This is a genomic window from Paraburkholderia sabiae (assembly GCF_030412785.1).
GTDB classification, from domain to species: domain Bacteria; phylum Pseudomonadota; class Gammaproteobacteria; order Burkholderiales; family Burkholderiaceae; genus Paraburkholderia; species Paraburkholderia sabiae.
The window spans coordinates 2918600-2942273 of sequence record NZ_CP125295.1; the positions used below are offsets into that span (position 1 = coordinate 2918600).

Consider the following 23674-nt stretch of genomic DNA (forward strand, 5'->3'; position numbering starts at 1 on the left):
CACCAGTTTTCTCTATTCCTTTCATTGCCCGCTTCGACCAATATAATTAGGCTGAACCTAATAGACTGGCTCGACATCTCCGCTCATGGAACTGAGGCATCTGCGTTACTTCATCGCTGTCGCTGAAAGGCTGCATTTCGCGCAGGCCGCGGAAGCACTCGGTATTGCACCGCCCACGCTGACCGTGCAGATTCAGGAAATGGAGCGCGCGCTGCAGGCCCAGCTATTTCGGCGCACCCGGCGCTCGGTTGCATTGACCCCTGCGGGCGAAGCGTTTCTCGTCGAGGCCCGCGAAACCATCGCCCAGTTCGAACGAACGCTAAATGTCGGCCAGCGCGCGGGACGCGGCGAGCTGGGGCGCATTCATATCGGCTACGTCGGCTCGGCAGCTTTTTCAGGCATCTTGCAAAAACAGCTTCGTGCATTCCGCAAGTCGCGACCGCACGTGCTCGTGCAGGCAACCGAGCATCCAATGGGCGAACTCCCTGCGCTGCTCGAAGAAGGCCGGGTCGATGTCGCCTTCGTTCGGCTGCCCGTCGATCTGCCTTCGTCGCTGCGCGCGCATGTGCTCGTGCGAGATGCATTCTGCGTGGCCTTGCCCGCCGAGCATCCGCTGGCGGCAGTGTCGGGATCGGTCAAGGCCCGCTCGCTTGCAGGCGAGAACTTCGTCGTGCCGGAACAGGATCTGGGCACGCGTGAGGTCGCGCGGCGCGGGCGGTTCAGTCCGCGCATCGTCAGCGCACCCGGCACGCTGCTGGCCGTGTTGACGCAGGTTTCCGTCGGCGTGGGCGTCGCTATCGTGCCGAATCTGCTGACGCGGGTCGTCAACCTGCCGAACGTGGTCTTCAAGACGCTCGCGGGCGAGCCGATCGTTTCGGAGGTCGCAGCCGTCTACCGGAAATTCGAGCATTCGCCTGCCACGAAGAAGCTGATCGCGCAGATCACGGGTGCGCCGGATCAGTAGTTTCCCGGGCTTTTGCACCGTCCACGGCCTATCATGAGAGAACGGTCTCATCGCTCCCGGCGCGTTTCGCCGGGAGCGGACTGGACCGTTCCTTGCTCCACAGCACCGAAGCGAACGCCCCAACCGGCCCGCCTGTCCCAGGACCGCGAGACCCATCGCCCGGAAGGCCGGCGCCAGCGGGCGTTCGTGAATTTCATCTGGCACTCACGGAGAAATCAAATGACCATCGAATTCACCAGCCGCCGGCACGTCGTGGCCGCATCGCGAGTCGCATTCGAAGCGACCGTCGAAGGAAAAGAGGTATGGTGCAGCGTATCAATTGACGCCCTGAACGACCATTTCGGCAATACGGGCACGTCGTCGCATGATCTGATCACTGCGTTCGAAGGGAATCGGCGGAAAATCGAAGATGCAGCACGCCGCGTGCTGCAGCGAAATGGGGGACAGTCGGTCGAGCTGGAGACTCGCGACTTTCATTGAGAGAACTAGCAGGCGGCGTGCGCCGGATGGCAAGGACGGCGCGCGCGATGCCGCAATCGCATTGACGAACACACCGAGTCATTCGTTCAATTGCCTGGCTGCGTTAGCCGCAGAGCAAGGGAACACAGGTAATTGCCGACCACTCTCTGCAAGGCAAAAAGCTCAAAGACACCAGCAATAAAAGAGGCGAGGAAACATTCTCGCCTCTTTCCTGATTGCACTGGCCGCTTTACGCGCGTGCCTTTCTTCCTGCCTTTTTGGCCGCCGCCTTCGTGCGCGCGACGCCGTTCATGCCCGCAGCATGCGCGCCCGCGACGAGAAACTTATTGCGGTCTTTCTCGCCTGCGAGCCATGCGGGTGCCGGACCACGGCCGCTCCACGTCGCGCCCGTTTCAGGATGACGGTACTTCGCGGGTTGCGGACCCTTGGGCTGGCCATTGCCCGTGCCGTGCTTGACGGCAATGTGTGTCACAGCGGCTTCCGATGCGCCGGCAACCAGGTACTTCGAACGGTCTTTCACACTCGCGATCCAGGCCGGCGCACGGCCATGTCCCGTCCACGTCGCACCCGTCTTCGGATCAAGATACTTCGCTACGCCTTTCTTCTGCACGCCTGCCGATTTCAGCGAAGGACGGCCACGCTTCTTATGGCCGAGATGCGCGTCGATATCAGCAGTTGTCAGATCGTGCTTTGCCATCAGCGCGCGAATACTTTCGAGCGCTGCCGTCGACTTTTTCGACACGATGGCTTCCGCCTCGGCCTGAAGCTTTTTTATCTTTGCCTGAAGTGCTTCGAGTGTAGCCATATTGAAACTCCTGATTGAAGATACCGGCACTATGCCATGGACCGGTCATATATGGCTAGAGTTCAACTATTACATGAAAAGACAGGCGCTATCCGTTGTCCAGAGGGGACGGCGGGTTTCCGGCCCAGGCGGGTTTTCATATCGGATACCGCGAATGTCAAAAGGCTTGCATCGGTGCCGATAATCCAACTACTCACGCTATCCATAAGACTTTTTCGCTTTCACCGTCAGAAAGCGCTGCCTATTACAAGAATAGAGTACTCGGCTTCTCTTTCCAGATAGTCGATGGCAAAAAAGAAGCGGAGGATAAAAATTCATACTCACTGCTTCTTTTCCCAAATAGAGGCGCGCTTATGGACATCCATGCGATTCATGTCGCATGAGCAGTGAAGAGCCGCACTTCGCACATCACGTCAAAAAAGAAAGAGCCGGGCTGCGTAGAACAGCACCCGGCTCCCGACTCACTTATTACCGCTTTCCGTCAGCTCAAACGAAGGCTCTCAATGATGCGCGAACGTCATGCCGTTCGCATCGGCGCGCATGCCCGACTGCGACACACTATTGGCCGCACCGCCATATCCGCTTTGCGGTTCGGACGCCGCCTGTTGCGCGGCTAGCCGCGCTTCCGCGGCCTGGATATGTGTCGGGTAGCTATTGCGGTCGTCGAGCGGGTTATAACCGGCGTTATGCAACTGCACGAGTTCTTCGCGGACCTGAGCACGCGTCACTGGCTGGTTACTCTGAGCAAATGCGTCGAAAGGAGCGCCAAGCAGCGCAGCAACGACGACGAATCGACCAAGGGATTTCATGGCAACTACCTCCGTATCTGTCCATTGGGTTGCGCGAGAACCTGTGTTCTGCAACCGTTGAACAAAGTGTAGAGGCGTGGCCGCCGCCGATAAACAGGCGAGGCTCGAATAGATCTCTCAGGGAATCGTTACAATCCCCAGAAGCAAACCGGGCTGCCGCGCCCCCCGACGCGACAGCCCGGCCATGACCGCGCACCGCCTTTTAGCTCGCCAGCTTGCGGAACGTTTCGAGCACTGCGTCGCCCTTGAAAGGCTTCACGATCCAGCCTTTCACGCCGGCTGCCTTGCCGCGCTCCTTCATCGCGGGGCTGCTTTCCGTCGTCAGCATGATGATGTTGACGCTTGCGTTGGCCAGTTCGCCGCGAATCTTCTCGGCCATCGTCAGGCCGTCCATGTTCGGCATGTTGACGTCGCTGACCACCAGACGGATGCCGGGCGATGCCTTCAGCTTCGCCAGACCGTCCTTGCCGTCGACAGCCGTATCGACGTCGAGCCCGTTCTTCCTCAGAAAGCCCGCGACTTCATCGCGAACCGTGCTCGAATCGTCCACTACCAGAACCTTTGCCATTGCTTACCCCGTCGCGCCTCGAAACGGCGCATTGATTGAAAATAGCCTCTTCGCGCGTTGCGTCGGAAGAGTTCTAAAACATTAAAAGAGTTCGAGTTCGCCCGTGCTCTCTTCGGCCTCGTTGATGTGCGCGACGAAATCGACGGGCGAGCTTGCACACACGCAAAGCGTCGCACCGAGTTGTACGTTTGCGCCGATGCCGATGCGAAAGGCTGCCAGATAGTCCGGCTTCAACTCCGTCAGATAAGGCACGCACGCGCCGCTAAGCTGATATGGCGTCGACATGCCGAGGTCCGGAAAGAACTCGACCATCTTCTGGTTGATCGCGCCACAGCACAGATTGCCGACTTCCATCAAGGCTTCCCCCAGCGACCGCTCTTCCGACTCGCGCAGGTAATAGTCGCGCGTGGTCTGATCGTCGTCGAAATGCAGCACGAGCAAGAAGCGGAATGCGATCGACGATATCGTCAGAACAACGATATGCGCCGCGAGCGCCTGATTGGCCTGCTGCGCATCGAGCGGCGCGATATCGCACGCGTCGGCGGAATCGATCGGCAAACGCGTGCGCGCGGAATGAAAAAAGATCCGCTCGATACTTTCTTTCGCTTGCTGACTGATCACGTCGTCGCCTGCTCTAACCGGGATTGAATCTGACCGGCGAGCGACTCCACGCTCGCCAGCGATGCAGCGATCATCTTGCCGCCCGCCTGAATGTCCTGAAACGTCGCGGTCGTGATAAGGTCGTTGCGGTTCAGGCTGTCGTGATAGCTCTTCGACAATTCCTGCGAGCGCGCCGCCAGCGTGCGCACTTCGCTCGCCACGATCGAGAACCCGCGCCCCGCCGCGCCCGCACGCGCGGCTTCGATCGATGCATTCAACGACACGATCAGCACATGACGCACGATCGACGACAACTCATTGTTCTTCGAGTGCATGTCGTGGTTCTGCGCCATCAGCGAGATCATCTGCTCGTGCCAGCGCTCGAACGTCGCCGACAGATGGCGCAGACGCCCCGCTTCCGTCGCAAGACGCGTGGCCTGCTGCAGCCATTCGTCCTTCTGCGCTTGCAACGCATTCAATGCGGCTCGCGCGTCTTCCGCGGAAACGGACTGCTCGGCGACATCGTCGCGCAACGTCTCGACGAGCGCGTGCAGTTCGCGCGCCTGCTGTTCGTGCTGGCGAATCTCGGCCGCATGACGTTCTTCTGCCTGCTCGAGCGCCTTGTTTTGCGAATCGAGCGCCGTCGCCTGCTGCGCGACGGCCTTTCGCCCATACCACCACCGATGGGCGAACACAGCCGCCAGCGCGCCTACCGCGCTGCCCGCCACTGCTGCCGCAATCACATACTGATCGACCACAACGTTCCCCGTCCTGCTATTCGAAGTGTGCGTTCGCCTGAATCGAACTCACGGTTTTCGCGGCATCTTCCATCGACGTACCGACGCTGTCGACCGCGCAGTGTTCCGGCAGATAGACGATCGTCTGGAACTGGCGGAAGTCCGCGCCCGCGTGATCGTCCGTGAAGCGCAATTCGATGCGGCCGCCTTCGCGCTTGATGAAATCGCGCACTGCGTCCATACCGACGCCGCGTCCCGAGACTTCCGTCACGTTTTGCGCCGTCGAAAAGCCCGGACGGAAAATGAATTCCGCCACGGCTTCGTCGCTCACTTGCGAATCGGGTTGCAGCCAGCCGCGATCGGCTGCAATGCCGCGAATGCGCGACAGCGCGAGACCGCGACCATCGTCGCTCAGCGTGATCTGCAGCGCGCCTTCCGCCACACCCACTTCGATATCGATCACGCCCGCTTCCGGCTTGCCGAGTTCAACGCGCTGTTCGATCGACTCGATGCCGTGATCGACGGAATTGCGCAGCAGGTGCATGAATACATTCTTGAGCGTCGTGCCCGCTTGCGTGCGAACGCGATAGCCGTTGTCGTCGATACGTACGGCAGGCGCCGCCTTGCCGAGTTCTGTAGCAAGCGACGGCAGCGATTGCAGCACGCCTGCAAGCGCATCTTCGACCTTCTCCGTGCCGAGCAGACGCAAGGTTCTGCGTACCGAATCGCGTGCCGTCAGCAGATCGCGCACGTCAGCAGGATTCGCTGCATCGAGCAGACGCAGGCTTTCCTGAATGTGCTCGCGATCCACCACCAGATAGCGTTCCGCGCTGTCGACACGACCCGCCTTGCGCCGGCCGAGGCTCACTTCGTTGATCGTCGCGTAGTGCTGCAGCGCTTCTTTCACGCGCTCGAGTTCGGCCATCAACTGTTCCTGATCCCACTCGTGCGCCGACTCCGGTTGACGCAGCGCGTCGTAACGCTGCTCGGTTTCGTGAACGATGCTGGTCAGATGCTGAAGGCTATACGTGCGCGCATTGCCCTTGATCGTGTGCATGTTGCGGAACAGTTCGGCAACGGCCGAGCCATCGGCATGCGTGTGCTGACGAATGATGCGTTCGTTCTCGTTGATGAAGCCCGTCGCGCTGTCCACGAAATGATGGAACTTCTCTTCGTTCACCGCGAGAATTTCGCCGATCATTTCGAGGCGACGCTTCTGCTCGCCCGCTTCCGCGGCAAGCTGGCGCAACTCCGTCACGTCGCGCACGCACAGCATCAGGCGCATCACGGTGTCGCTTTCGTCGGTGATCGCGGACCAGCTCAAATCGAGCGTCTTCTCGCGGCCATCGGGCATCTTGCGCGTCAATTCGTTGACGAGCAGATGCTGGTTGAATTCGAAGTTGATGCTGTCCTCACCGATGCACGCAAACACGGCAGCTTCGACTTGCGACACGACATCCGAACCCAGGTCGCAGTCTGCGAACACGAGATCCATCAACGGACGATTGGCAATGTCCTTCGTTTCGAAGATCGCTTCCAGATAAGCCGAGTACTCGGAGTGAATCACCGCGCCGTCGACCACAGTCAGAATGCCCTGCTGCATGTTTTGCAACATCGCCTGAATGTCGGCCGTCTTCTGCTTGAGTTGCGCGGAGCTTTGCTGGATCTTCTCGATCATGCCGTTGAACGCGACGATCGAATGACCGATTTCATCCATGCGGCCAACCGGCACGCGGCGCGTGAAATCCTGGCTCGATGCGATCTCGCTCATCATTACCTGCATGCGCGAAAGCGGTCGCGTGATCTGGCGATACAGCAGCAAGCCGATCGCGATCAGCACGAGAATTGCAGCACCCGATGCGCTGCCGATTGCCGTCGTCGTCGTCGCAAGGCCGGTGTTGAGCGCGTCGATAGCTTCGTCTTTCTGGCGGTTCTTTTCGATGCGCAGCGTTTCGACGATGCCTTCCAGTTCGTCGCGGTACTGCGCGACGTTCGCGAACAGATAGGCTTGCGCAAGGTCGTTCTTGCCTTCGGCCTTCATCTTCGCGGTGTCGTTGATCGCGGAGAAGTAGTTCGCGAGGCTGTCGCGCGCCTGCGTGACGAGTCCTTCCTGCGCGTGGCTCGCGGCAGCTTTGGCCTGTACGTCGAGTGCTTCGCGTAGCGACTTTTCTTTCGTGCCGAGTTCTTTTTGCGCCTGCTCGACCATGTTGGCGTCGGGCGCGTACACGAGCGTCATGGTCGCGAGCTGCACGTCCTTGACTTGCGAGACGAGGTCGGCGGAAGCCAGCGCGCTCGGCACGACGCCCTGCGTAACCTGCCTGACGTCGGCAGCGCTGCCGCGAGTTTGGTAGACAGCGTATCCGCCGATCGCCGACAAGGCGACCAGCATCAACACCACCAGTAAAGTGATGCGGTGACGGATGGTCATGTGGTATTCCCCGTGGTCTGTCACTGCACTGCGGCAGTGCTGCCCGCTCTGATTGGTCCATTTGGCGGGCGACGGGATTATCGTCGGCGGGTCATGACGAAGCTGTGACCATTGCGCATTCTTCTGCTGAATAAAACGCACAATAGAACATGTCTGCAAACGACGCTAAAGTTTTCGCAACGACTGCCGTTAACCGGCGCGCATTCGTTCCGATGCGGCCCCAACATGTTCTTTCATTTCATTTCTAGTTCGTCACGAAGGGCTTCGCGGCAGGTTCTTTCGGATTGACATTGAGGCGCTCGTATTCGGCGATCAATTGCGCGCCGAACAACATCAGCGTGGCCAGTGCTTCGAGGCTGAACAGAACGATGATGGCCGTTGTCAGCGAGCCATACACCACACTCACTTGCGACAGCGTCGCAAAGTACCACACGAGCACGCGCCGCGTGATTTCCCATAGCACTGCCGCCGCGACTGCACCAAAGAGCGCGTGCCACAACGTCGTACGCCCTGCGGGTATCACGAGATAGATTGCAGTGAGCACGAAGATCTCACCCGCAAGACCGAACAGATAAAGCACGACGCGCGTTGCGCCGGTGAGTGGAATTGCGTGGCCGAAGAGCACGACGCTATCGCTTGCAATCGCCTGCAAACTGCTCGACACGAGCGTCACCAGCAACACGCCAATACCAAGCGACAGACTGAACAGATAAGGCAATATCGCCGACAGAAGAAAATGCCTGCGCCGGATCGCTACGCGGTGCACGAAGATAATCGACAGTGCATTCTCGAGTACCGTGAATGCGAGCGAACTGAAGAAGATCATCGTCACGACGAGAAACCAGCCGATCACCGAGCGATGCGCAAGAAAGTTCGCCAACTCATTGACGATCGCTCGCGACTGTCCCGGCACGAGCCATTCGAGCAGACGCGCGAGCGTATCGAGCAACAGCTTCTCGCCGACGAAATGACTGAATGCAATCGCGACCAGAATCAGCAGCGGCACGATCGACAGCAACGCGTAGTAGGCGATCGCGCCCGCGAGCAGCAGCCCCTGGTTCTTGCGGAATGCCTTGATCACCTGCAACGCAAATCGCGCGGGATGCGTGGCGACGAAAACCAGCGCGCGATTCTGTGCCCTCTTCACGCGCTTCACACTTTTCACGCTCTCCACGTCGACCTCCGCTCGCGTCGTTGCGCTCGGACCCTCGACAACGAACAGAGCAAGCAGCAGTCCTGATCCGCACCGCCAATACTGAAAGCAAAAATTCAAATTGGGCGAACATTTGCTCATTGCTAGATCAAAAGAACTTAATCGGCGGTCCGACGCGCTCCTGATTTACCCCAATCTCACGAACCGGCGACACACTGGAATTGATGGCTCAAACCCTTATCCAGCAAAGGCTTCAGCGCAATCCGGATGTATCACCCGGCACGCGCCGCATCAAAACTCCACCTTGATTTTCGGAAGCGTCGCTGCTGTACTAACTAAAACAACTTGATTTAGTAAGGCCCGCATCGCCGGCAGTCAAATGTCCGGCGAATGCGCAAGAAGGCGCGATCAGCGCACGAATCAGCCGCTGAATCGACCGCTGATCACAACGTCGTTGTCAATCATCCGGAGGAGCGTCCCATGAACCCGATTTCCCGCAGGCCGCAGCGCCGCGCGTCCCACATTCAGCCCGTCGTCAAGGGCATCGCCGCTGCGTGTATTGCGGCGTCCGCGCTGTGGTGCGCGGGCACGAGTCTCGCCGCCGATCAACCGATCGTCGGCCTCATCACGAAGACGGACACCAATCCGTTCTTCGTCAAGATGAAGCAAGGCGCGGAAGCCGCCGCGCAGAAAGACGGCGCGAAGCTGCTGTCGGCGGCCGGCAAGTTCGACGGCGACAACGCCGCGCAGGTCACGGCCATCGAAAACATGATCACGGCAGGCGCGAAAGCGATTCTGATCACGCCGAGCGACACAAAGGCGATCGTGCCGAGCATCAAGAAAGCGCGCGCGGCGGGTGCACTCGTGATTGCGCTCGACACGCCGACTGAGCCGCAGGATGCAACCGACGCCCTCTTCGCCACCGACAACTTCAAGGCGGGCGTATTGATCGGCCAGTACGCGAAAGCGGCGCTCGGCGGCAAGCCCGCGAAGATCGCGACGCTAGACCTCGCGCCTGGTGTCTCCGTCGGCGTGTTGCGTCATAACGGCTTTCTGCAGGGCTTCGGCGTGAAGGAAGGCGATCCGTCGATCGTGTGCAGCCAGGACACGCGCGGCGATCAGGCGAAGGGTCAGACGGCGATGGAAAACTGCCTGCAGAAATCGCCCGACATCAACGTCGTCTACACGATCAACGAACCGGCAGCGGCAGGCGCGTATCGCGCGCTGAAGAGCGCGGGCAAGGACAAGAGCGTGATGATCGTATCGATCGACGGCGGCTGCGAAGGCGTGCGCAACGTGAAGGCTGGTGCGATCGCCGCGACGTCGCAGCAGTATCCGCTAAAGATGGCTTCGCTGGGCGTCGAGGCCGGCGTCGAGTACGCGAAGACGGGTAAGAAGGCCACCGGCTATCACGACACGGGCGTCACGCTGATCACCGACAAGCCGCAAAACGGCGTCGACAGCAAGGACACGAAGTTCGGCCTCGACAACTGTTGGGGCAACAAGTAAGGCAGTCACCACGCAGTGAAGGAGATGCGCATGGCGTGCATCTCCGCCAGTTCTCCCGCGTGAACACAGCGGTATTGCATCTGCCGCACGCGCATCACGCAATGCTTCGAGGAAACACATCATGTCGACTCCCACCGTTCCCGCTCACAATCAACGGCGGTTCGCCGATCATCTGCCGACGCTTGCTGAAGCGGGTCCGTTGATAGCACTCGTGCTCGCGTGCATCTTCTTTATTTCGCAGAGCAACCGCTTTCTTTCGTTCCAGAACCTGTCGCTGATTTTGCAGCAGACGATGGTCGTCGCCGTCATCGCAATCGGTCAGACGCTGATCGTGCTGACGGGCGGCATCGATCTGTCATGCGGGATGGTGATGGCGCTCGGCTCCATCGTGATGACGAAGTTCGCCGTCGTGCTGGGCGTGCCGCCCGCCATCGCGATCCTATGCGGCGTCGGCGCGAGCACGCTGTTCGGCCTGCTCAACGGCGTGCTCATCACGCGTATCAAGCTGCCGGCGTTCATCGTTACGTTGGGCACCTTGAACATCGCATTCGCCGTCACGCAGATCTATTCGAATGCCGAGAGCGTATCGAATCTGCCCGACGCGATCATGTTCTTCGGCAACACGTTCAATCTCGGACCGGCGACCGTCACATACGGCACCGTGCTCACGCTGCTGATGTATCTCGCGACGTGGTTCGTGTTGCGCGACACCGTGCCCGGCCGTCACCTCTACGCGCTCGGCAACAATCCGGAAGCCGCGCGTTTGATGGGTCTTTCCGCACAACGCATTCTGATCACGGTCTACACGCTGTCGGGCGCGATCTACGGTATTGCTGCGCTGCTGTCGGTGTCACGTACGGGTGTCGGCGATCCGCAAGCAGGTCAGACGGAGAACCTCGACAGCATCACGGCTGTGGTGCTCGGCGGTACGAGTCTGTTCGGCGGACGCGGCTCGATTGCGGGCACGCTTCTGGGCGCATTGATCGTCGGCGTGTTCCGCAATGGCTTGACGTTGATGGGTGTGTCGTCGGTGTACCAGGTGCTGATCACCGGCATTCTCGTGATTCTCGCAGTCGCCGCCGACAAGCTGTCGCGCCGTGGCGCACGTTGAACAGATATTCGAAGGAGCCTGTCATGTCGACATCCCCCTCTTCCGCCAACAGCGCTAACGGCAAGACAGCCGTTCTGCAGGCACGCGGACTCATCAAGCGTTATGGCCAGGTCACCGCACTCGACGGCTGCGACTTCGAAGTGATGCCCGGCGAAATCATGGCCGTGATCGGCGACAACGGCGCGGGCAAGTCGTCGTTGATCAAGGCGCTCTCCGGCGCGCTCGTGCCCGATGAAGGCGAACTGCTGCTGGATGGCAAGGCGGTCAAATTCCGCAGCCCGATCGACGCGCGCCAGCAAGGCATCGAAACCGTCTATCAGGATCTCGCCGTCGCACCTGCGATGAGCATCGCGGAGAACCTGTTCCTCGCACGCGAACTCGTGAAGCCGGGCTGGCGCGGCAAGATCTTCAAGATGATCGACAAACGCCGCATGCTCGACGAAGCGACCAACGCGATGAAGGACTTGCAGATCGGCATCCGCTCGATGCGCCAGGCCGTCGAAACGTTGTCAGGCGGCCAGCGACAGGGCGTCGCCGTGGCGCGTAGCGCGGCGTTTGCGCGGCACGTCGTGATTCTCGACGAACCGACTGCGGCGCTCGGCGTGAAGGAAGGCAACATGGTGCTGGAACTGATTCGTCGCGTGCGCGACCGCGGCCTGCCCGTGATTCTGATCAGTCACAACATGCCACATGTGTTCGAGATCGCGGATCGCATTCACATCCAGCGGCTTGGACGACGCGCGGCGCTTGTGAACAAGAACGACATCCACATGTCCGATGCCGTTGCCATCATGACGGGCGCGAAGCAGGCCGATGTTCGCGCGATTGCCTGATGCATGAGCACCACTAGCCAGAAAACGTCGATGGATACGGGCACACGCTCACCGCTAAAACGCACGGTCGGCTCGAACCAGGTCGGCATGCGGCAGTTCAACGAACGTATCGTGCTGCAGGCGATCCGTCTGCATGGACCGTTGCCGAAGGCCGACGTGGGACGGCTCACGCGCCTGTCGATGCAGACCGTGTCGATGATCGTCGAACGGCTGATCGATGATGGTCTGCTCGAAAAACAGGCGCGCGTGCGCGGGCGCATCGGGCAGCCTTCCGTGCCCATCGCGTTGCGTGCGGAAGGCGCGTATACGATCGGCGTGAAAGTCGGGCGGCGCAGCCTGGATGTACTCGCGATGGATTTTCTAGGCCGCGTGTGTTGTCGTGAAGTGCAGGAATATGCGTATCCCGATCCGCGCACGCTGTTCGCATCGCTCGACAGCAAGCTTGCGCGCATCAACGACGAGCTTGGCGCGCGGCGCGAGAAAGTAGTTGGCGTGGGTGTGGCGGCGCCGCTGTGGCTCGGCGGATGGCGCGATTTTCTCGGCGCACCGCCTGAGGCGCTCGACGCATGGAACGACATCGACATCCGCGCGCGCATTGCGTCGATGACGGGCTTGCCCGTCGAGTTCGCCAAAGACACGACGGCTGCGTGCGCCGCGGAACTCGTGATGGGCCAGGGGCGTGGCATTCACAACTTTCTGTATCTGTTCGTTGGAACGTTCATCGGTGGCGGCCTGGTGATCGATGGGCGTTTGCATGGCGGGCCGCATGACAACGCCGGCGCGGTCGGCTCGATACCGATCATGAGCGGCAATGCGCGGCAGCCTGCGCGACAGTTGCTGCATGCGGCGTCGGGTTTTGTGCTCGAGAAGCTTTTCGTCGATGCGGGCGCGGATACAGCAGCCGCGCATGATCATCGTGCGTTGTCGGCCGATTTGTGGCGGATTACTGAGCAGTGGCTCGATAGTGCTTGCCCCGCGATTGCTGGGGCATTGACGAATGCCGCTGCTTTGCTTGATCTTGAGGCTGTTGTGATCGATGGGGAAGTTGATCGGCAACTCGTGCGGGAGATTATTCGGCGCACCGAACGTGTGCTCGATAAGTTTGAATGGGAAGGGCTTGTGAGGCCGCAATTGCTGGAAGGGACTATTGGCGCTGATGCGCGGGCTATGGGAGGCGCTATTTTGCCGTTGTATGCGCATTTTGCGCCTGTGCATGAGCTTTTTTTGAAGCCTGCCGTTGAATATTAGGTTTTTGTCTGCGACGCTAGTCGCCATTTTTTGGTTTTTCGTTTTTGCTTTTTTGCGCTGGCATCCGCGTTTTCGTATAGGTACTTCTTGCGTTGCCCCTGTGCGGGGCGGCACCTACTTTTCTTTGCAGCGGCAAAGAAAAGTAGGCAAAAGAAAGCCGCTTCAAACCTCCGGTGCCCGCCAGGATAACGCCACGGCACACGGTGTTTGAGCTGTCGCGCAGCGACGCAAACACTTCGTAGAAAGCCCGCAGTCAGGCGCGCGCGGCGCGAAAGATGACATCCACCTGGGGCACATTCGGTCGGCGTGGTCTTGTCCGTTTGCCGTCGGCCCAATTGCGGCGGTATGTGCTCCAGACTGTGTGTGGGGTTTTCGCGCAGTGCGCGGTTGACTACGGGCTTTCTACGGAGTGCGGACGTCGCTGCGCGACGGCTCAACTGCGGCATGGCGCGGCGCTATCCTGGCGGGCACCGGAGGTACAAAAGCGGCTTTCTTTTGCCTACTTTTCTTTGCCGCTGCAAAGAAAAGTAGGTGCCGCCCCGCACAGGGGCGACGCGTGAAGCACCAAAACGAAATCGCGGATGCCAGCGCAGCAAAAACCAAAAAAAGCAAAAAAGCAAAAAAATCACCGCGCTACGGCAGTAGCACTAGAACCATCGTCGGCAGACAACAACGGCTGCAACTCAGCAGCCATCGACTTGAGCAATTGCACAGCTAAAGCACTAGTAAAATCATACCGCTTGGCATAAGGCTCATGCACCACCGCCGTCAGGGTGCCAAAAAACCGATCTCCGATAACAAAAACAAACGTCGCGGTGCGATTAACCTTCCGCGATTCGATGAGCCGACGCCCTTTGGCATAGATATTCAACCGCTGATCGCCAGTCCCGGTCTTGCCATAGACCTCAAGAGTCTGCCCGTTAGGAAACGTCATCCCACCAGCGAGCCGCCGGGCAGTCCCACCAGCAACAACATCCCGCAAAAGCATCTGCGTAACCCGCGCAATCTCCGGAGAAACAGCCTCGCTAGGCTGCGGCGTAGCACGCACGAACCGCGTTTCATACGGCGTCCCCTTCGCGAATTCGAGTTCAGAAAGACTCTGCGTCGGCGCCTGATTTCCCTTATTCGCAATCACCCCAATCAACTGCGCAAGCGCCGCAGGCCGATCACCCGATGCACCAATCGCTGCCGCATAAGAAGGCGTCAAATGCGCAAACGGATAGCCAAGCGCCTGCCACGAGCGAGCGATCGCATCGTAAGCATGCTGCTCGACCATGCGCCGAATACGACGATCCTGCGTCGCGTGATAGCGCGTCTTGAAGAGCCACTTGTACGAATCGGCACGCACGTCGCGGCTCGCGTCCATCACGTCGTTCGCACTTGCATCGGGATGCTCGCGCAGATAATCGACCAGCCACAATTCCAAAGGATGCACACTCGAAATGTACGCGCGGTCGTTCAAGTTAAATTTGTCGATGCCATATTTCGTGTAAAGCTGCGCGAGCGCATCGTCGGGTGGATTCGCTTTCGGCGTGTTCTTCAACGCGGCGCGCATCTGCTCGTTGAACCACGTCTGCGATCCATCTGGCCGCACGCTGCGTAATACGGTCGCCACTTTCGGCGGCGACTTGCGCACGCCGCGCAGCAGAATCGCGAGCATCTCATCCTGCGTCTTGCCGTGATATTTCGTGTAGAAACGATTCATGTACACACGGCTTTCCTGATCGGCGAAGCGCGTCAGGTACATCTTGCGCGTGTCGGGATCGTCGAGCCATTGCGACGACGGCCCCGAAGTCTTGATCGTTTCGTAGTGAACGATGTCGCGCATCATCCGCACGAACACGAGATTCACCGAATGCTGGAAAGCCTGATGCACAGTGAGAATGCGCGAATTCTCGTCAGCTTCGAAGTTCGTGAAGGTCTGCGCGCCGCCACCCGTGAAGAACGTTTCGCCTGCATTCGCCGAGTACTTGCGCTCGACCGCTGCATCGAGCATCGCCGGAAGCGAGTGGTCTTTCGTGTGCATGAAGTAATCGACGGCCCAGCGTGTCAATGCATCTTCGCGTTCGGGCTTCACGGCGCGCAGTTCATCGACGCTCATTTGCCCATAGCGTGCATGCAGTTCCGACATGATCTGCAGATACGTGATGATCGTACGCAGCTTCGCCGTCGAGCCGAGATTCAAACGCGCACCCGAATTGATGTCGAATGGACGGTTGACGCTGTCCGTCTGCACACGCAAGAGGTTCGCGCCGTCGCGCTTCTCGAACAGCGTGAAGCTGAAAGCGATCTTCGACGGATCGTCTTTCGGTTGCAGCATATTGAAGCCATAAAGGCCCGCTGCCTGCGCGCCCTCTTTCGTCGTTGCGGCTGCCAGCCGGTCGCTGATGTCCTGCTGAACCTTGTTGTTCATCGTCGACGTGACGCGCAGATCGAGCCGGTCGAGGTCGTACAGATTCGATACGCCAAGCGACGACAGCAGATGCGTGCGCAATGACGTCACCGCCTTGCGTTCGATAAACGAGCCTTCGGGCGGCGCGAGCTTCGAGCGCGTCAGCACGAGTTGTTGCGCGAGCCCGGCATCGCGCAGTTCCGGCGTGATCACGCCGTTCGCCGCCAGCAGCCGCAGATAGCTTTCCGTCAGAGCATTGAGTTCGTTGTTCTTGCGCAGCAGGAAATGCGACGGCCCGCGCTGCGCGATCATCAGCGACAGCACCTGACGGAACGCGAGGCCTTGTTCGGGGAGATTCTCGGGCGTCGGCGGCGCTTTCAGCACGCGGTTCGCTTCGGCGAAATCGCGGCCATACCACGCCGCCAGTCCGTCGCCGATACCGTTGACCTCGCCGATGCCCGGCTGCGCGGCGAGTGGCACCGAATTCAGATAGCGCACGACGATCTGCTCGCGCGCGGGCATCGTGCGCGGACCGTCGAGATACGCGCGCACCGACGCCGACGCGATCTGCCGCAGCTTTTCTTTCGGCGTCGCGGTGCGGCCGCCGGGCGAATGGCGGAACTTCTCGATCTGCGTCGCGAGCGTGCTGCCGCCGGGTTGCGCCTGGTTGTGGTTGAACACGCGCAGTCCCTGATCCATCAGCGCGCGGCTGAAACGCCCCCAGTCGATCGCGGGATTGCGGTTCGGCTCGTCCGTGTCGAGCAGATGACGGTCTTCGATAAACAGCAGCGCCGACACGACCAGCGGCGGCACCGACTCGAAATCGTCATACACGCGTGCGGGATATTGCCCGCCGAACAGGCGTGTGCCCGTCGAGTCGTACAGCATCAGGCCCGCCTGATCCTTTTCTTCGTAGGGAATGAAAAGGCCATCGTCAGCGAGCGACGCCATGCGTTCTGAATCGCGCGCCTGCGACGCCACGGCAAAACCGCGCTCTTTCAGGCGGCGCTCGAAGGCAGGCAGCAATGCGTAGCCGAGGCGGATGTCGTAGGGGCCGTCGGTGGGAAAGCGGATGTTGTCGCTCGGGCCTTCGGAAACGGTAAAGCCGACGTCGCGCGTGAGTTCGGACAGGTAGCGCGCCTGCAATCGCGACGTGTCCATTTCGATCTGGACGAAGCGCACACCGAGCGCGACAGCGACGAGGAACGCGGCGAAAAAGAGCCACTTGAACCACTTCCAGACGGGCGTGGTGCCGATTGCGCGTAGCGGAAACCGTAGTGGCCGATTCATGGCGGCGTCTCCTTGCAGATGCCTAACCACCTTAACCTCGACTGATGTCAGTCTAGCGCGGAACGCAGGTTTGCGAGGGTCGGAAACGACGCGAGTTCATCGGGTGAGTACGCCACGCAACACAGCTGTCACCGCGAAGCGACAAGAGTCCATCGTTTGCCGCCTTTTCCGGCGCTGTGCCATGCAATCGGATCGCGCGGACCGCGACTTCGATGCCGATGCAACCTGCGGTGCGCCGTTGCCGTACCCGCCGATACCCTGGAATACCGAATACGACGCGCACGCGAACTTGAGTAACATAGCCGCCATCCCAGCCACGGCGAGCCACTGCGCGCCCTTGTGCCGAACCTTATGCATAGCTACTACGAAGCGACCGTCGAGCGGCCCGAGCGCCCTGCACTGGCCGGACAACTGAGCGCGAACGTCTGCATCGTCGGCGGCGGACTGGCGGGCCTGTCGACGGCGCTCGGACTAGCCGAACGCGGCGTGCGCGACATCGTGGTGATCGAAGCGAACCAGGTTGGCTACGGCGCGTCGGGGCGCAACGGCGGCTTCGTATTCGGCGGCTACAGCCTCGATTGCGCGGATCTGCTGCGGATTCTCGGCCCGACGCGGGCGCGCGAGCTGTACGCGCTGACCATCGAGGCCGTCGACCTGATGCGCGCGCGGATCCAGCGCTACGCGATCGCCTGCGACGCGACGGATGCGGGCGTGATCCTCGCGAACTGGTTCGACGATCCGGCGCGGCTGGACACCCAGCGCCGGCTGATGAAGGACGGGTTCGGCGTCGACTGGGAACCGCTCAGTGCCTCCGAGCTGCGTGCGCGCCTGAAGACCGCGCGCTATCACGGCGGACTCTTCGAGCGCAACGCGTTTCACTTTCATCCTTTGAAGTACGTGCTCGGTGTCGCACGCGCCGCCGAAGCGGCCGGCGTGCGGATCGTCGAACAGTCGCCTGTGACGTCGCTGCGCCGGCAAGGCGAAGGCTTCGTCGTCGGCACGGCGCGCGGGAAGGTCGAAGCCCGCCATGTCGTGATGGCGGGCGGCGGCTATGCGCGCAACGTGTATCCGCGCGTCGAACGTGCCGTGCTGCCCATCGCGACTTACGTGATGGCAACCGAGCCGCTCGGCGCGCGGCTCGCCGATGCGATCGACTGCCCTTCCGCCGTCTACGACACGCGTTTCGCGTTCGACTACTACAGGCCGCTGCCCGACACGCGCATTCTGTGGGGCGGACGTATTTCGATTCTCGAGCGCGAGCCCGACGTGATAGCGCGGCTATTGCACCGGGATCTGCTGAAGGTGTATCCGCAATTGCGCGACGTGCGCATCGAGCACGCGTGGGGCGGCCTGATGAGTTACGCGCGGCACAAGATGCCGCAGATCGGACAGAGCGCGGACGGCGTCTGGTACGCGGTCGGATTCGGCGGCCACGGCATGGCGCCGACGACCGTGTCGGGCGAACTGCTGGCGGCCGCGATCGCGGGCGAGCGCCCTGTGCCCGAAGCATTCGCGTCGTTCGGTCTCACGCACACGTTCGGCGCGCTGGGGCTCGCGGCCGCGCAGTTGACGTACACCGCGATGCAGACGCGCGACGCACTCGCGGACCGTCCGCGGCGCACGGACTGAACGCATCGGATGGCCTGTGTGCAAGGTCCGCGCAACCATGCCGGACGTGCCGCCAGGCCGCGCCGGCTGGGGATTTCGGCGTGCTAGAATGAACCGTCATCGCCGCCGGAATACACAATGAAAAAGGGAAGCCGAGCAACCGTGCCCGAGCATATCGAGACCCCGAACGAGACCTCCGAACCACGGCGCAAATACGATCCCGAAGAAACGAAGCGCAACATCCTCGAGGTGGCTACGCAGGAGTTTTCGTCGATGGGATTGACGGGCGCGCGCGTCGACGCGATCGCTGAGCGCACCAATACCACGAAGCGCATGCTGTACTACTACTTCGGCAGCAAGGAGGGGTTGTACGAGGCCGTGCTCGAGAAGGTGTACGGCGACATTCGCGCGCTGGAACAGGACCTGAAGGTCAGTGACATGAGCCCGATCGATGGGCTGCGCAGTCTGGTCGAGTTTACGTTCGACTACCACGACAAGCATCGCGATTTCGTGCGGCTCGTGACGATTGAGAACATTCACGGCGCCAGGTACATCGAGCAGGTCAAGACCTTCAAGAACCGCAATGCGACGGTGATTCACACGATTGAAGATCTGCTAGCGAGGGGTGTTGCTTCGGGGGATTTTCGCGAGGATATCGATGCGATTGATCTGCACTTGCTGATCAGTTCGATGTGCTTTCACCGGATCGCGAACCGGCATACGTTTGGGACTGCGTTTGGGCGAGATCCTTCGCATTCGCGGTTGCGCGCGCGGCATCGCGCTATGATTGTTGATGCTACTTTGAGGTTTGTTAAGAAGTAGTTTTTTGTCTGCGACGCTAGTCGCCATTTTTTGTTTTTTTTGGTTTTTGCTGCGCTGGCATCCGCGATTTCGTTTTGGTGCTTCACGCGTTGCCCCTGTGCGGGGCGGCACCTACTTTTCTTTGCAGCGGCAAAGAAAAGTAGGCAAAAGAAAGCCGCTTTTGAACCTCCAGTGCCCGCCAGTATAGCGCCGCGCCATGCCGCAGTTGAGCTATCGCGCAGCGACGTCCGCACTCTGTAGAAAGCCCGCAGTCAACCGCGCACGGCGCGAAAACCCTACATAGTCCGGAACACATACCGCCGCAATCTGCCGACGGCAAATGCAAGAAAACGTGCTGACCTAATGTGCCCGAAGTGAATGTCATCTTTCGCGCTGCGCGCGCGTGACTGCGGGCTTTCTACGGAGTGTTTGCGTCGCTGCGCGACAGCTCAAAGAACACATGCCGTGCCGTTATTCTGGCAGGCACCGGAGGTTTGAAGCGGCTTTCTTTTGCCTACTTTTCTTTGCCGCTGCAAAGAAAAGTAGGTGCCGCCCCGCACAGGGGCAACGCGTGAAGCACCGATACGAAATCGCGGATGCCAGCCAAAAGCCAAAAACAAAAAACGAAGAATGGCGACTAGCGTCGCAGACAAAAAAACGCTACTGCTCAAGCGCCCTGAGCCGAGGCGCCAAAGCCGACGACAACAAAGCCTCCAACGACATAGGCCGCGCAAGATGATACCCCTGCCCATGCGCAGCACCAATAGTGCGCAACAACTCAAGAGTAGCCTGATCCTCGATCCCTTCAGCGACGACCGTCAATTCCAGCGACTCCGCCATCCGCACAATGGCCCGCACAATCGCGCGACTCCGCGCACTCTGCGTCAACTCGAACACGAACGACTTATCGATCTTCAGCCCGCTAAACCGATACTGATGCACATAACTCAACGACGAAAACCCGGTGCCAAAATCGTCGAGCACCACGCACATGCCATTGTCGGCGAGACTCTGCATCGTATTGCGCGCCAAATCAGGCTCAGCCACAAGCGCACCCTCAGTCAGTTCAAGCGAGATGCGCGACGGATGCACGCCATAACGCTTCAACAATTCGAGTAGCTCATCCGCGAACTCGGGCCGGGTAATACTGTAGCTAGAGAGATTGACCTGCACGGGCGGCCAGTCGACATGCTCCGGCTGCGCAAGAATCTCCGCCACGCGCGTCAGCATGTACATATCGAGCCGCCCAATCAGCTTCAAACCCTCCACGGCAGGCAGAAAACGCCCCGGCGCCCACACTTCGCCATTCGGCTGCTGCCAGCGAATCAACGCTTCCAGTGCAACAAGCTCGCCACTCGCAATATCGACGATAGGCTGAAAATACGGCACCAGTTCATCGTTGCGCTTGAGCGCATTGCGCAGCGCACCTTCCGTTTCGATCTGGTCCGACAGCTCGCGGCGCATCTGCTGGTTGAACACAGCAAAGCTGTCGCGCCCACGGTTCTTCACGCGATACATCGCGGCATCGGCATCACGCAACAAGTCAGCGGGCTCACGATGATGCGCACTGTCGGCGCTCACCACGCCGACGCTGCATGACGTGAACACGGTCTGCTCGCCGATGCTGAACGGTGTGTCGAACGCGGCCAGAATGCGCTCCGCCAGCGACAACACCGTTTGCAAGCTCGCGCCCGGCACGACCACGGCGAACTCGTCGCCGCCCAGTCGCGCAAGCAGATCGTCGCGCCGCAAACATTCGCGCAGTCGCCCCGCCACTTCGACGAGCAATGCATCGCCGAACAGATGGCCCAGGCTGTCGTTGACGACCTTGAAACGATCGAGGTCGATGAACAACACAGAAAGCGGCGCGCCGCGCCTGCTAAAACCCAGCCACGCTGCTTCGAGGCGCTCGTACAGATGCGAACGGTTCGGCAAGCCCGTCAGCGCATCGTGATAGTTCTCGTGCAACAAACGTGCGTTGGCGGCATCGAGTTCCTGCGTACGCGCCAGCACGCGCGCTTCGAGTTCGAGATTCGCCGCATGCTGCGCTTCGGCAACGCGCCGCCGCGACAACGCCGTATCGATGTGGCGCGACACGAAAGTCAGCAGTTCCTGATCGCGCCGGTCGTAACGCACGCTCGACGAATAGCTCTGCACGACAAGCACGCCACGCACCACGCTGCCGTCGAAGAGCGGCACGCCGAGCCACGAGCGCAAGAGGATGTTCTCCGTGTCCAGCTTGATCTCGCCGGCTTCGACGAGTCGCACGGCATCGCGCGTATCGAGCAGACAGGGCACGCGCCGACGGATCACATACTCGGTGAGCCCTCGCTCGCCGCGGCGCGGCGCAGGTACTTCCTGCTGCGTTTCGTCGATGTAATACGGGAACGACACTTCCTCAGTCGCGGGGTCGAACAGCGCGACGTAGAAGTTCTTCGCATACAGCAGCCCGCCGACGATCTCGTGCAGGCTGCGAAAGAACTTGCCGATTTCGACCGATTGACTCGACAGCTCCGCGATTTCGAACAGCGCCGCCTGCAAATGCTGCGCGCGCTCGCGCTCTGCAATCTCCGCGCGCAACGTGTCGTTCAGGTGCGATAGCTCGGCCGTGCGGCGCGCGACTTCCGCTTCGAGTCCGACGCGGTGCAGAATGCGGTCGAGCGCCATCGCCACGTGCCGCGCGACGACGAGAAAGAGCGCGCGATCCTCGGCGCTATAGATGCGCGACGAATCGTAGACCTGCATCGTCACCATGCCGAACACTTCGTCCGATGCGTTCTTCAGCGGTGCGCCCATCCAGAACTTCGGCCGGTGCCCGACGCAGTAAAAACGCCCCGTCGCGGCTGCTTCGATGATGCCCTTCTCGTCGATCAGCAGCGGTTGGCCCGTCGTCAGCACGTAACCCGTTAGCGACAGCCGCTCCGGGTTGACCATGTCCATGTGATTCGTATCGACGGCCTCGGTGTCGATCAGATCGATGTAATACGGATACGTCACCGCGCCCGTTTCGCGGTCGTAGAGTGCGAGGTAAAAGTTCTCAGCGTCGATCAGCGTGCCGAGCCGCTCGTGAATCGCCTGCAGGAATTCGCCGCGCTCGCTGATCGAGCTGGCGAGATACGCGATGTCGTACAGCACGCGTTGCACATTTTGCGCACGCATCAGCGCGTCGGCCTGCATCTGTTCGCCGATCACGCGGGCCAGCGCGGCGAAAGCGGGGTCCGACGCGCAGGAAGCCGGCGCGAGCAGCCAGCCGAGCGCGAGGTCGCTGCGGCCCGTCGGCCACGCGAACCAGCCGTATTCGACACACGCGTCGTGCAGCATGGCGGGCACGATCGAACGCGGCCAGTCGAACTGCGTCGCGCCTTCGCGTACGAGTTCGAGGTGCTGGCCCGCGCGATACCACGCCCAGGGCACGCCGGCAGCCTCCACCGCACGCGCCGCCCGGTCGATCGACTGCGCTCCCGTACCGTCTGCCGACAGATCGGCATTCCACATAAATCAGCCCCCGCGCTGTCTCATGGTTGTTTTCACCCTCGATCCGTTATATCGACGTAAGCGAGAGCAAACTTAATGTATCTGGCCCGCAAAAAAAATACCTCGAATGCGGCGAAAACGTTTGCCTGAGGATTTTCTCCATTCGCTTGTGCCTGGGTTTTGCCCTGATTGCTGCGGAACGGCACTTGCTGTTCAGCTAACGTCCGCGCCGCTCACGCGATGCCGTCTTTCGCCTCGCTTGCGCAGCGCACAGCTCGAGGAGCCACACAGTTCGAGGAGCCAATATGCAAGCACATACGAGGGGCGCCGTGCACGCCGATATTTTCCGGCTCGGCCCACGCGACTGGGTGCCGAACAACGCGCATCTCCCCGTCATCCTGTATCGCGACGTGCTGGATCCGCATAGCACGGGCGACAGCGACAAACTTGCCGAAGCATTCGAGGCGATGTTCAGCCGCAATGGCTGGCCGCCGAAGTGGCGCAATGGAATCTTCGACTATCACCACTTTCACTCGTCGGCCCATGAGGTGCTGGGCATCGCCGCGGGCGCGGCGGATGTGATCGTGGGCGGCCCGGGCGGGCGCGTCGTGCATCTGGAAGCGGGCGACGTGATCCTGTTGCCTGCGGGCACGGGCCACTGCCTCGAATCGTCGAGCGGGCCGCTCGAAGTGGTCGGCGCCTATCCGCCGGGACAGCAGTGGGATATCCGGCGTGAAGCGCTCACGGAAACGGAACGCGCCGCGATGGAGGCGCTGCCGTTTCCCAACAGCGACCCGGTGCGCGGTGCGCAGGGGCCGTTGCTGGAGAACTGGTCGAAAGCGGCGTAGCACTTATGCATCGCGC

General features: G+C 60.7%; 19 protein-coding genes. 10 read left to right on the plus strand and 9 right to left on the minus strand.

Annotated features, from left to right (window positions below):
• Positions 1 to 85 precede the first annotated feature (85 nt).
• Positions 86 to 964, plus strand: a complete 879-nt coding sequence (locus QEN71_RS13040) for a LysR substrate-binding domain-containing protein (protein WP_201653826.1) — start codon at positions 86 to 88, stop codon at positions 962 to 964.
• 219 nt (positions 965 to 1183) lie between these two features.
• On the plus strand, positions 1184 to 1444 hold the full coding sequence (locus QEN71_RS13045) for a DUF1488 family protein (protein ID WP_028366364.1): 261 nt from the start codon (positions 1184 to 1186) through the stop codon (positions 1442 to 1444).
• A 229-nt stretch (positions 1445 to 1673) separates the two neighbouring features.
• Here the strand turns inward: QEN71_RS13045 and QEN71_RS13050 are convergent, their stop codons facing one another.
• Entirely contained in the window at positions 1674 to 2249 is a 576-nt protein-coding gene (locus QEN71_RS13050; protein WP_201653829.1) for an H-NS family nucleoid-associated regulatory protein, read from the minus strand.
• A 95-nt stretch (positions 2250 to 2344) separates the two neighbouring features.
• On the opposite strand from QEN71_RS13050, the gene QEN71_RS13055 reads away from it, so the two are divergent.
• A complete protein-coding gene (locus QEN71_RS13055) occupies positions 2345 to 2632 on the plus strand; it encodes a hypothetical protein (protein WP_201653832.1) in 288 nt (95 codons plus the stop codon).
• A gap of 117 nt (positions 2633 to 2749) precedes the next feature.
• Here QEN71_RS13055 and QEN71_RS13060 read toward each other — a convergent pair whose 3' ends face one another.
• The 6 genes from QEN71_RS13060 to QEN71_RS13085 form a co-directional block, all read right to left on the minus strand.
• Complete coding sequence (locus tag QEN71_RS13060; RefSeq protein WP_201653835.1) at positions 2750 to 3058, minus strand: DUF4148 domain-containing protein; 309 nt, start codon at positions 3056 to 3058, stop codon at positions 2750 to 2752.
• A gap of 202 nt (positions 3059 to 3260) precedes the next feature.
• Positions 3261 to 3626: a response regulator gene (locus QEN71_RS13065; RefSeq protein ID WP_007731984.1), complete on the minus strand. Its 366-nt coding sequence runs from the start codon at positions 3624 to 3626 to the stop codon at positions 3261 to 3263.
• Positions 3627 to 3707: 81 nt separating this feature from the next.
• Entirely contained in the window at positions 3708 to 4247 is a 540-nt protein-coding gene (locus QEN71_RS13070) for a hypothetical protein (RefSeq protein WP_201653838.1), read from the minus strand.
• Positions 4244 to 4984 (minus strand): methyl-accepting chemotaxis protein, encoded by a 741-nt coding sequence (locus QEN71_RS13075; RefSeq protein ID WP_201653841.1) that lies wholly within the window; start codon positions 4982 to 4984, stop codon positions 4244 to 4246. The genes QEN71_RS13070 and QEN71_RS13075 overlap by 4 nt, the downstream gene beginning before the upstream one ends.
• 16 nt (positions 4985 to 5000) lie before the next feature.
• Positions 5001 to 7391 carry an ATP-binding protein gene (locus QEN71_RS13080; RefSeq protein WP_201653844.1) on the minus strand — a complete coding sequence of 797 codons (2391 nt, stop codon included), beginning with the start codon at positions 7389 to 7391 and terminating at the stop codon, positions 5001 to 5003.
• A 244-nt stretch (positions 7392 to 7635) separates the two neighbouring features.
• Positions 7636 to 8538, minus strand: coding sequence for a YihY/virulence factor BrkB family protein (locus tag QEN71_RS13085; protein WP_201653882.1), 903 nt, complete (start codon positions 8536 to 8538; stop codon positions 7636 to 7638).
• 486 nt (positions 8539 to 9024) lie between these two features.
• On the opposite strand from QEN71_RS13085, the gene QEN71_RS13090 reads away from it, so the two are divergent.
• The 4 genes from QEN71_RS13090 to QEN71_RS13105 all read left to right on the plus strand — a co-directional run bounded on the left by QEN71_RS13090 (position 9025) and on the right by QEN71_RS13105 (position 13245).
• Positions 9025 to 10053 (plus strand): sugar ABC transporter substrate-binding protein, encoded by a 1029-nt coding sequence (locus QEN71_RS13090; RefSeq protein WP_201653847.1) that lies wholly within the window; start codon positions 9025 to 9027, stop codon positions 10051 to 10053.
• A 121-nt stretch (positions 10054 to 10174) separates the two neighbouring features.
• Positions 10175 to 11164: an ABC transporter permease gene (locus QEN71_RS13095; RefSeq protein WP_201653850.1), complete on the plus strand. Its 990-nt coding sequence runs from the start codon at positions 10175 to 10177 to the stop codon at positions 11162 to 11164.
• Between the two features lie 23 nt (positions 11165 to 11187).
• A complete protein-coding gene (locus QEN71_RS13100; protein WP_201653853.1) occupies positions 11188 to 11997 on the plus strand; it encodes an ATP-binding cassette domain-containing protein in 810 nt (269 codons plus the stop codon).
• Between the two features lie 30 nt (positions 11998 to 12027).
• Complete coding sequence (locus QEN71_RS13105; RefSeq protein WP_201653885.1) at positions 12028 to 13245, plus strand: ROK family transcriptional regulator; 1218 nt, start codon at positions 12028 to 12030, stop codon at positions 13243 to 13245.
• A 625-nt stretch (positions 13246 to 13870) separates the two neighbouring features.
• On the opposite strand, the gene QEN71_RS13110 is transcribed toward QEN71_RS13105, so the two are convergent.
• A complete protein-coding gene (locus QEN71_RS13110; RefSeq protein WP_201651453.1) occupies positions 13871 to 16927 on the minus strand; it encodes a transglycosylase domain-containing protein in 3057 nt (1018 codons plus the stop codon).
• A gap of 351 nt (positions 16928 to 17278) precedes the next feature.
• Here QEN71_RS13110 and QEN71_RS13115 point away from each other — a divergent pair, with 351 nt between their 5' ends.
• Both QEN71_RS13115 and QEN71_RS13120 read left to right on the plus strand, forming a co-directional pair.
• Positions 17279 to 18556 (plus strand): NAD(P)/FAD-dependent oxidoreductase, encoded by a 1278-nt coding sequence (locus QEN71_RS13115; RefSeq protein WP_201651454.1) that lies wholly within the window; start codon positions 17279 to 17281, stop codon positions 18554 to 18556.
• 117 nt (positions 18557 to 18673) lie between these two features.
• Complete coding sequence (locus QEN71_RS13120; protein ID WP_201651455.1) at positions 18674 to 19357, plus strand: TetR family transcriptional regulator; 684 nt, start codon at positions 18674 to 18676, stop codon at positions 19355 to 19357.
• Positions 19358 to 19996: 639 nt separating this feature from the next.
• On the opposite strand, the gene QEN71_RS13125 is transcribed toward QEN71_RS13120, so the two are convergent.
• Positions 19997 to 22831 (minus strand): sensor domain-containing phosphodiesterase, encoded by a 2835-nt coding sequence (locus tag QEN71_RS13125; protein ID WP_201651456.1) that lies wholly within the window; start codon positions 22829 to 22831, stop codon positions 19997 to 19999.
• 284 nt (positions 22832 to 23115) lie between these two features.
• Between QEN71_RS13125 and QEN71_RS13130 the strand changes: the two genes are divergently transcribed.
• A complete protein-coding gene (locus QEN71_RS13130) occupies positions 23116 to 23658 on the plus strand; it encodes a cupin domain-containing protein (RefSeq protein WP_201651457.1) in 543 nt (180 codons plus the stop codon).
• Positions 23659 to 23674: the final 16 nt, after the last annotated feature.

What these genes read in the sequence shown, in the direction of transcription:
- QEN71_RS13045 (WP_028366364.1), top strand. Translation starts at nt 1,184, where the DNA reads ATGACCATCGAATTCACCAGCCGCCGGCACGTCGTGGCCGCATCGCGA.
- QEN71_RS13115 (WP_201651454.1), top strand. Translation starts at nt 17,279, where the DNA reads ATGCATAGCTACTACGAAGCGACCGTCGAGCGGCCCGAGCGCCCTGCA.
- QEN71_RS13040 (WP_201653826.1), top strand. Translation starts at nt 86, where the DNA reads ATGGAACTGAGGCATCTGCGTTACTTCATCGCTGTCGCTGAAAGGCTG.
- QEN71_RS13080 (WP_201653844.1), bottom strand. Translation starts at nt 7,391, where the DNA reads ATGACCATCCGTCACCGCATCACTTTACTGGTGGTGTTGATGCTGGTC.
- QEN71_RS13130 (WP_201651457.1), top strand. Translation starts at nt 23,116, where the DNA reads ATGCAAGCACATACGAGGGGCGCCGTGCACGCCGATATTTTCCGGCTC.
- QEN71_RS13100 (WP_201653853.1), top strand. Translation starts at nt 11,188, where the DNA reads ATGTCGACATCCCCCTCTTCCGCCAACAGCGCTAACGGCAAGACAGCC.
- QEN71_RS13105 (WP_201653885.1), top strand. Translation starts at nt 12,028, where the DNA reads ATGGATACGGGCACACGCTCACCGCTAAAACGCACGGTCGGCTCGAAC.
- QEN71_RS13090 (WP_201653847.1), top strand. Translation starts at nt 9,025, where the DNA reads ATGAACCCGATTTCCCGCAGGCCGCAGCGCCGCGCGTCCCACATTCAG.
- QEN71_RS13110 (WP_201651453.1), bottom strand. Translation starts at nt 16,927, where the DNA reads ATGAATCGGCCACTACGGTTTCCGCTACGCGCAATCGGCACCACGCCC.
- QEN71_RS13125 (WP_201651456.1), bottom strand. Translation starts at nt 22,831, where the DNA reads ATGTGGAATGCCGATCTGTCGGCAGACGGTACGGGAGCGCAGTCGATC.
- QEN71_RS13120 (WP_201651455.1), top strand. Translation starts at nt 18,674, where the DNA reads ATGAAAAAGGGAAGCCGAGCAACCGTGCCCGAGCATATCGAGACCCCG.
- QEN71_RS13065 (WP_007731984.1), bottom strand. Translation starts at nt 3,626, where the DNA reads ATGGCAAAGGTTCTGGTAGTGGACGATTCGAGCACGGTTCGCGATGAA.
- QEN71_RS13060 (WP_201653835.1), bottom strand. Translation starts at nt 3,058, where the DNA reads ATGAAATCCCTTGGTCGATTCGTCGTCGTTGCTGCGCTGCTTGGCGCT.
- QEN71_RS13095 (WP_201653850.1), top strand. Translation starts at nt 10,175, where the DNA reads ATGTCGACTCCCACCGTTCCCGCTCACAATCAACGGCGGTTCGCCGAT.
- QEN71_RS13050 (WP_201653829.1), bottom strand. Translation starts at nt 2,249, where the DNA reads ATGGCTACACTCGAAGCACTTCAGGCAAAGATAAAAAAGCTTCAGGCC.